Here is an 8,522-nt window from a genome sequence, read left to right on the forward strand (position 1 = left end):
CGAGCAAGCTCGCTCCCACAGGGGATCACATTTCAAACGGGAGTCGACTGCTCCAACGCCACGCCCGCACCCATCAGGCCGGAGTACGGCGCTGTCACCAACCAGACTGGAATGCCCTTGAAATAATCGCTCATGCAACCCTTGTCGGCGAAGGACTTGGCGAAGCCACTCTCAACGAAGAAATCGGCAAACCGCGGGACCACGCCGCCAACGATATAGACACCGCCGCGCCCGCCCACCGTGAGTACGTTATTGCCCGCCACGCGCCCCAGCCATCGGCAGAACTGCTCAAGGACTTCCAGCGCAACAGGGTCCCCGGCCAGGCCTGCGGCGGTAATGGATTCAGGGGTATCGAGCACCGGCTCATGACCGTCCACCGCGCAGATCGCCCGGTAGACGCGGGGCAGGCCGCTGCCGCTCAGGGCGGTTTCGGCGCTGACGTGGCCGATCTCGTTGTAGATGTGCTGCCAGAGCTGGGTCTCGCGCGGGCTGCTCATCGGCAGGTCGACATGGCCGCCCTCCCCCGGCAGCGCCGCGAAGCGACCCTCGCCCAAATCCAGCAGCGTCCCGACACCCAGCCCGGTGCCCGGGCCGATCACCACTGCAGGACGCATCGGCTCCGGCGTGCCCTGGCAGACGACCCGGTATTCATCGGGACGCAAGCAGGTCATGCCCAGGGCCATGGCGGAGAAATCGTTGACCAGCAACAGCTTCTCCACCTGCAACCTCTGGCAGAACGCCAGATTGCTCAGGCGCCAGTGATTGTTGGTAAAACGAAACTCATCGCCGCTCACGGGACCGGCCACCGACAGGCACACCGAACCGATGGCGCCTGGTTTCATACCCATGCCAGTCAGGTAAACCTCGATGGCATCTTCCGGGCAGGCGTAATCCGCCGTCGCCAACACCTGGATGTTCTCCAGGTTGTGGTTCTTCCACAGGGCGAAACGCGCATTGGTCCCGCCGATGTCACCGACCAAAGCCAGTTTCAATTAATCGCCTCCAGGGCAGAAGTGAAGGCGCTGGCGCCCTGCTCTGCCGAGCTGAAAGCCATGCGCATGAAACCGAACAGCTCGCGACCGGTGCCGATGTTGTTGCCCAACAGGCCCTTGGCCGGCTCGCGCGCGGCGAATTCCTCGGCGTCCACCTTCAGTTCCAAGGTGCCTTTGACGCCGTCGACGCGGATGATATCGCCCTCCTGCACCCGAGCCAACGCGCCGCCGACATAAGCTTCGGGGCTGACGTGAATGGCCGCCGGGATTTTCCCCGATGCGCCGGACATGCGCCCGTCAGTGACCAGCGCCACCTTGAAGCCGCGATCCTGCAGCACGCCGAGGAACGGCGTCATCTTGTGCAGCTCGGGCATGCCATTGGAGCGCGGGCCCTGGAAGCGCATCACCGCGACAAAATCCTTTTCCAGCAGGCCGGCCTTGAACGCATCGGCCAGATCCTGCTGATCCTGGAAGACCACGGCCGGCGCCTCGACGACCTGGTTTTCCAAGGCCACGGCCGAGACTTTCATCACACCACGACCGAGGTTGCCCTCCATCACCCGCAATCCGCCTTCTGGCGAGAAGGCACGGGCCACTGGGCGCAGGATGTTCTCGTCGAGGCTTTCGATCGGGCCGTCGCGCCACACCAACTCGCCATCTTCCAGGAACGGCTCTTGGGTATAGCGGCTCAAGCCGTGACCAAGCACGGTGTTGACGTTCTCGTGGAGCAGGCCGGCTTCCAGCAATTCGCGGATCAGGAACGACATGCCGCCCGCCGCCTGGAAGTGGTTGATGTCAGCCTTGCCGTTCGGGTAGACGTGGCTCAGGGTCGGCACCACCTCGGAGAGGTCGGCCATGTCCTGCCAGGTCAGCTGGATGCCCGCCGCCATGGCGATGGCCGGCATGTGCAGGGTGTGGTTGGTGGAGCCGCCGGTGGCGTGCAGCGCGACGATGGAGTTGACCAGCGAACGCTCGTCGACGATTTCGCCGATGGGCATGAAGTTGCCGCTCTGCTTGGTCAGGCGCGTCACCTGGAACGCCGCCTCACGGGTCAGGGCGTCGCGCAGCGGCGTGTTCGGGTTGACGAACGAAGCGCCCGGCAAGTGCAGGCCCATCACTTCCATCAGCAACTGGTTGGTGTTGGCGGTGCCGTAGAAGGTGCAGGTGCCGGGGCTGTGGTAGGACTTCATCTCCGATTCCAGCAGCTCTTCGCGCGTCGCCTTGCCTTCGGCGTAGCGCTGGCGCACGTCGGCTTTCTCCTTGTTGGAAATGCCCGAGACCATCGGCCCGCCGGGCACGAAGATCGTCGGCAGATGACCGAAGCGCAGCGCGCCCATCATCAGGCCCGGGACGATCTTGTCGCAGATGCCGAGCATCAGTGCGCCGTCGAACATGTTGTGCGACAACGCCACCGCCGTGGACAGCGCGATCACCTCCCGGCTCGGCAGGCTCAGTTCCATCCCCGCCTCGCCCTGGGTCACGCCGTCGCACATGGCGGGCGTACCGCCAGCGAACTGGCCGACAGAGCCGATCTCGCGCAGGGCTTTCTTGATTTGTTCGGGGAAGGTTTCGTACGGCTGATGGGCCGAGAGCATGTCGTTATAGGACGACACGATGGCGATGTTGGCGGCGTTCATCATCCGCAGGTGATGCTTGTCTTCCGTGCCACAACCGGCCACGCCATGGGCGAAGTTGGCGCACTGCAGCTTGCCGCGCATCGGGCCGTCGCTGGCTGCACCGCGGATCAGTGCAAGGTAAGCCTCACGAGTAGCGCGACTGCGGGCGATAAGCCGTTCGGTGACCTCAAGTACGCGGGGATGCATAGGTAGAACTCCAGGCTAACGGGTGTGGCGACCTGATTGTCTATGCTGGTTCAAAAGCCCTTTGTACACCGCAGGAAAGACAGGGCGACAAACGGTTTTTGACCAATCGGACCAGTTGATTCAGGTCACTCGTTGTAGATAAAACAAAATATTGCCACTAAAAAGGCTTGTTTTCTATTTTTATGCGAATAATCTTGTAATTCCAACAACAAATCGACGGCGGCGCAGTTAATGACTCTTCGAATCGCAATCAATGGTTTTGGCCGCATCGGCCGCAACGTCCTCCGTGCACTGTATACCCAAGGCTATCGTCGCGACTTGCAGATCGTCGCCATCAACGACCTGGGCGACAGTGCAATCAATGCCCATCTGCTCAAGTTCGACACCGTGCATGGCACCTTCGATGCCGACGTCCAGCACGATCACGAAAGCCTGACGGTCAATGGCGACCGCATCTCGGTCAGCGCCATCCGCAACCCGGCCGAACTGCCCTGGGCCGCCGAGAAGATCGACGTGGTGTTCGAATGCACCGGCCTGTTCACCGACCGCGCCAAGGCTGCCGCGCACATCAGCGCCGGCGCTCGCAAGGTGATCATCTCGGCACCGGCCAAGGGTGCCGACGCCACCGTCGTGTATGGCGTCAACCATGACATCCTGCGCCAGTCCCACCAGATCATTTCCAACGCGTCGTGCACCACCAACTGCCTGGCCCCGGTGGCCCAGGTGTTGCACCGCGAGCTGGGTATCGAAAGCGGCCTGATGACCACCATCCATGCCTACACCAACGACCAGAACCTGACCGACGTCTACCACAGCGACCCCTACCGCGCCCGCTCGGCCACCCAGAACATGATCCCGAGCAAGACTGGCGCCGCCGAAGCGGTGGGCCTGGTGCTGCCGGAACTGGCCGGCAAGCTGACCGGCATGGCCGTGCGCGTACCGGTGATCAACGTGTCCCTGGTCGACCTCACCGTGCAGCTCAAGCGCGAAGCGTCGGCCGATGAAGTCAACGCGCTGCTCAAGCAGGCCAGCCAGCACTCGAAGATCCTCGGCTACAACACCCTGCCTCTGGTCTCCAGCGATTTCAACCACAACCCGCTGTCGTCGATTTTCGACGCCAACCACACCAAGGCCAGCGGCAAGCTGCTCAAGGTATTGGCCTGGTATGACAACGAATGGGGTTTCTCCAACCGTATGTTGGATAACTGCCTGGCGTTGTGTAACGCCGAATAATATTCGGCACCGTAGGAGCTGCCGCAGGCTGCGATCTTTTGATCTTGATCTTTCTGCTTGAGACTCAAGTGTCTTTGGAAAAGATCGCAGCCTCGTTGCACTCGGCAGCTCCTACGCAGCTCCAACGCAGCTCCTTGCAGCTCTAGAGAATCAAGGCTTGACCGACCATGAAGATGATAAGCATTATCATCTACTCAAACCGGATCGGGCCCTACCGTGAGCCAATCACGCTTTCACCACGTCTTTCTCGCCCAGCGCATCCCGCTGTTGCGCACCCTCGAGCGAATGGTCAACAACCCGAGCACCGCCGAAGACTTGCTGCAGGAAACCTACCTGCGGGTCACCCGCGCCCTGAGCGAGCGCACCGTCGATCATCTCGAACCCTTTGTCTTCCAGACCGCCCGCAACCTGGCGCTGGACCATTTGCGCGCGCGGCGAATCCAGTCGCGGACCTTGGTCGATGACGTGCCGTTCGATGTCGTGAACAATGTGATCGATCCCCAAAGCAGTGCTGAAGACGCCGCCCATGCCGAACGAATGCTCGAACGACTCAACGTCAGTTTGCGGTCCCTCAGCCCCCGCCAACAGCAGATCTTCATACTCAGCCGGCTGCATGGCCACAGTTACCAAGACATCGCGCAACGATTGGACGTGTCCCTGAGCACCGTGCAAAAAGAATTGAAACTGATCATGGCCATTTGCGTGGGCGTGGCCGAACGCAACCCATGAATCAAGCGACAAGCCAGAAGCGTCGGGCCGCAAGCCGGATGTATGCTTGCCAGCTACCGCTTGCGGCTTGTAGCGTGTGCCTGCCGCCAATAATGAGAATCCACCGTGACGGACAATCATCGCCCACCTGAAGCCGCCGAGGCATACGACACCGTCCACGCCATGGACCAGGCGCTGGACTGGTTGATCCTGCTCGACAGCCCCAGCGAGGAGCAGCGCCGACACTTCCAGGCCTGGCTGGCGGCCGATCCTCGCCATGGCGAAGCATTCGCCAGGGCCCAGGCGATCTGGAATGGCCCGCAGATTATCGAAAGCGCCCGGCAACTGCGGGACCGGCCGAAAGTCACCGCGCTGTCACGCCTGCGCGTCCATTGGAAACCGTTGGCAACTGCCGCCGTGCTGTTTCTCGGCCTGTTCAATTTCAGCGACTTGCCTCTGCACTTCGAAGCCGATCACCTGACGGTGGTAGGTGAGCGCCAGCGCCTGCAATTGGAAGACGGCTCCAAGGTCCTGCTCAACACCGATTCGGCGTTTTCCAGCACGTTCAGCGAACAACGGCATGTAGCCCGCCTGTACAAGGGCGAGGCTTTCTTCGAAGTGCCGGGCAACCGCAACCTGCCGCTGGAAATTGATGCCGGCCCGGTCACCGCCAGCGTCAGCGACACCTCATTTGCCGTGCGTTACCTCGACGGCGTGGCCCAGGTCCAGGTGCAGCGCGGCGACATCGACCTGCGGGCCACCCGGTACGACACCCACGTGCGGTTGTCGGCCGGCGAAAGCATCCGCGTCGGCCCCAACGGCTTCGACCGCCCCACACGCCTCGATGCGGGTACCGAGCTGGCTTGGGTACAAGGTCGGCTGGTGTTCGAAAACCGGCCGCTGAGCCAAGTCCTGGCCGAGCTGCGGCGCTACTACCCTGGCTGGATCATCAATACCAACGAACGTCTGGCCAACATCGCGGTGACGGGCAATTACCGCCTCGACCAGCCGCTGGATGCGGTCCGCTCCCTGGCACACATCACCTCTGCGCGGTTGCAGGAATTCCCGGCACTGGTGATCCTGAACTAAATGAGAATTATTTTTACTCGATAACCTTCGCTGGTTCGTCTCGTTATAGCCAATGCAATTGATTCGCATCTTCAAGATGCCGATCTGCACCTATAACAGATGCGACACGGAGCGCTATCGATGTCCTCTCGCCTTACTTGCCGGTTCCTCGCACCTTCCCGCGCGCTGTCACTGCTGACCGCCGCCATCCTGATGGCCGGTGCCGCGCCGGCCGCCCTTGCCGCTGCCGGGCAACCACCCGCCCACAACATGGGTGATTACACGTTCAACATCGCCCGGCAACCGCTGGTTCCAGCGCTCAACGCGTTCACTGCCGTCACGGGCTGGCAAGTAGGCTTGCCGGCTGAACTGGCCGCAGGCGTCGCTTCGCCGGGCGTGAACGGCTCGCTGCCGCCGGAAAAAGCCCTGGAGCGCTTGTTGGTGGGGACCGACCTGAGCTACCGCAAACTGGGCGATAACAACATCGTTCTGGAAAAACGCAGCGCCGGCAATGTGCTGGACTTGCAGCAAGTGACCATCAGCGCCACCCGCCAGGAACAGGACGTCACCAGCGTACCGAGCACCGTTTCCATCCATGATCGCCAGGAACTCGATCGCAACAACGTCAACACCATCAAGGACCTGGTGCGCTACGAGCCCGGTGTTTCGGTGGGCGGCGCAGGCCAGCGCGGCGGCATCAGCGGCTACAACATCCGCGGCATCGACGGTAACCGGATCCTGACCCAGGTCGACGGCGTGGAAGTGCCCGGCGGTTTCTTCAACGGCCCCTATGCCAAGACCCAGCGCAACTATGTCGACCCGGAAATCATCAAGCGCGTGGAAATCCTCCGTGGCCCGGCCTCGGTGCTGTACGGCAGCAACGCCATTGGCGGTGTCGTCAGTTATTTCACCCTCGACGCGGATGACATCATCAAGCCCGGCCAGGACGTCGGCGCACGCCTGAAGACCGGCTACAGCTCTGTCGACGAGAGCTGGCTCAAGTCCTCCACCGTCGCCGGTCGCAGCGGGCCATTCGACGGGCTGCTGCACTACAGCCAGCGCGACGGCCACGAGACCGAATCCTACGGCGGCAACAATGGCACGGGCCTGGATCGCACCGCGGCCAATCCGGAAAACGTGCGCGCCAACAGCGTGCTGGCAAAGCTCGGCTGGAACTACAGCGATGACGCACGCCTGAGCCTGGTGTACGAGAAGTACAAGGGCGACCGCGACGTCGACTTGAAAAGCGCCTACGGCGGCCCGTACTCCAATGGTCGACCGACCATTCCCGCCTCCATCCTGCCGGGCGGCATGTACCAATGGCGCACCGGCAACGACACCATCACCCGCGAGCGATTCGGCCTGGAGCACAACTTCGCCCTCGACAGCCTGCTGGCCGACACCATCAAGTGGAGCCTGAACCACCAGGTCGCCAAGACCGACCAGAGCACCGCCGAGTTCTACTTCCCGATCACGCGCCAGGTACTGCGTACGCGAGAAACGCTCTACGAAGAGAAGCAGTGGGTGTTCGACGCGCAACTGGACAAGTCATTCAGCATTGCCGACACCGATCACGCGCTGACCTACGGCACCACGCTCAAGCAACAGAAGGTCACCGGTTCGCGCAGCGGCAATGGCGTGTGCCTGGCGGTCGGCGTGGGCTGCCCCGCCGTCGGCGCGATCAGCACGCGGGACGTGCTGGCAAAAGCCAGTGACTTCCCGGACCCGACGATCAACACCTACAGTTTGTTCGCCCAGGACCAGGTCAGCTGGGAAAAATGGACCTTCACGCCAGCACTGCGCTACGACTACACCCGGCTCAAACCACACCTCACTGAGGAATTCCTCAGCACCGTGGACCCCACCAGCGGCGGCACGGTCAGTGGCCAGGACAAGACCTGGCATCGCGTATCGCCCAAGTTCGGCCTGACCTATGCCCTGACCGATCAATACACCTGGTACGGCCAGTACGCCGAAGGCTTCCGCACCCCGACCGCCAAGGCCCTGTATGGCCGTTTCGACAATGCGGGTATTGGCTACAGCGTGAAGCCCAACCCCGACCTGGAACCGGAAAAAAGCAAAAGCTACGAGACCGGTCTGCGCGGTCGTTTCGATTCCGGTTCGTTCGACGTGGCCGTGTTCTACAACCAGTACCGCGACTTCATCAACGAAGACGCCATCACCCCCGGCGCCGACCAGTTGACCTTCCAGAGCAACAACATCAAGCACGCCACCATCAAGGGCATCGAAGCCAAGGGGCGCCTGGACCTGGACGTGTTCGGCGCACCACGGGGGCTCTACACCCAGGGCTCGGTGGCTTATCTCCATGGCCGCAACGACGACATCGGCGAACCGCTCAACAGCATCAACCCACTGACCGGCGTGTTCGGCCTGGGTTACGACCAGGCGCAGTTTGGCACCTTGCTCAGTTGGACCCTGGTGAAGAAGCAAGACCGCGTCGATGACAGCAACTTCAACTCCCCTGATGGCGTCAGCAGGCAGTTCAAGACGCCGGGCTTCGGCATTGTCGACCTGAGCGGGTACTACAAGGTCACCCAAGACGTCACCGTCAGCGGCGGCCTCTACAACCTCACCGACAAGAAGTACTGGCTGTGGGACGACGTGCGCGGCTACGACAGCGTCGGCGAAGCGGCCGTGCTGAACCCGGCCAATCTCGATCGCCTCACGGCGCCTGGGC

The 8,522-nt window shown here is 62.2% G+C and carries 6 protein-coding genes; 4 read left to right on the plus strand and 2 right to left on the minus strand.

The genetic code is table 11. From position 1 onward, the window contains the following. Positions 1–32: 32 nt before the first annotated feature. Together OC610_RS15905 and edd are read right to left on the minus strand one after the other, a co-directional pair. Positions 33–992: a glucokinase gene (locus OC610_RS15905; protein WP_264428942.1), complete on the minus strand. Its 960-nt coding sequence runs from the start codon at positions 990–992 to the stop codon at positions 33–35. Then, complete coding sequence (gene edd, locus OC610_RS15910) at positions 989–2,815, minus strand: phosphogluconate dehydratase (protein WP_264428943.1); 1,827 nt, start codon at positions 2,813–2,815, stop codon at positions 989–991. The genes OC610_RS15905 and edd overlap by 4 nt, the downstream gene beginning before the upstream one ends. Before the next feature lie 231 nt (positions 2,816–3,046). Here edd and gap point away from each other — a divergent pair, with 231 nt between their 5' ends. The 4 genes from gap to OC610_RS15930 all read left to right on the plus strand — a co-directional run. After that, on the plus strand, positions 3,047–4,048 hold the full coding sequence (gene gap, locus OC610_RS15915) for a type I glyceraldehyde-3-phosphate dehydrogenase (protein WP_039593774.1): 1,002 nt from the start codon (positions 3,047–3,049) through the stop codon (positions 4,046–4,048). Positions 4,049–4,264: 216 nt separating this feature from the next. Beyond that, positions 4,265–4,777: an RNA polymerase sigma factor gene (locus OC610_RS15920; RefSeq protein ID WP_264428944.1), complete on the plus strand. Its 513-nt coding sequence runs from the start codon at positions 4,265–4,267 to the stop codon at positions 4,775–4,777. A 105-nt stretch (positions 4,778–4,882) separates the two neighbouring features. Continuing rightward, positions 4,883–5,845 (plus strand): FecR family protein, encoded by a 963-nt coding sequence (locus OC610_RS15925; RefSeq protein WP_264428946.1) that lies wholly within the window; start codon positions 4,883–4,885, stop codon positions 5,843–5,845. 120 nt (positions 5,846–5,965) lie between these two features. After that, positions 5,966–8,522: TonB-dependent receptor (locus tag OC610_RS15930; RefSeq protein WP_264428948.1), on the plus strand; the 2,557-nt coding region annotated here is incomplete at its 3' end.

The sequence above is a fragment of the Pseudomonas agronomica genome (assembly GCF_025917275.1).
In the GTDB taxonomy this organism is placed as follows: domain Bacteria; phylum Pseudomonadota; class Gammaproteobacteria; order Pseudomonadales; family Pseudomonadaceae; genus Aquipseudomonas; species Aquipseudomonas agronomica.

Bases quoted from the DNA above. Each gene is read 5' to 3' on its own strand.
- edd (WP_264428943.1), bottom strand. From the start codon at position 2,815: ATGCATCCCCGCGTACTTGAGGTCACCGAACGGCTTATCGCCCGCAGT.
- gap (WP_039593774.1), top strand. From the start codon at position 3,047: ATGACTCTTCGAATCGCAATCAATGGTTTTGGCCGCATCGGCCGCAAC.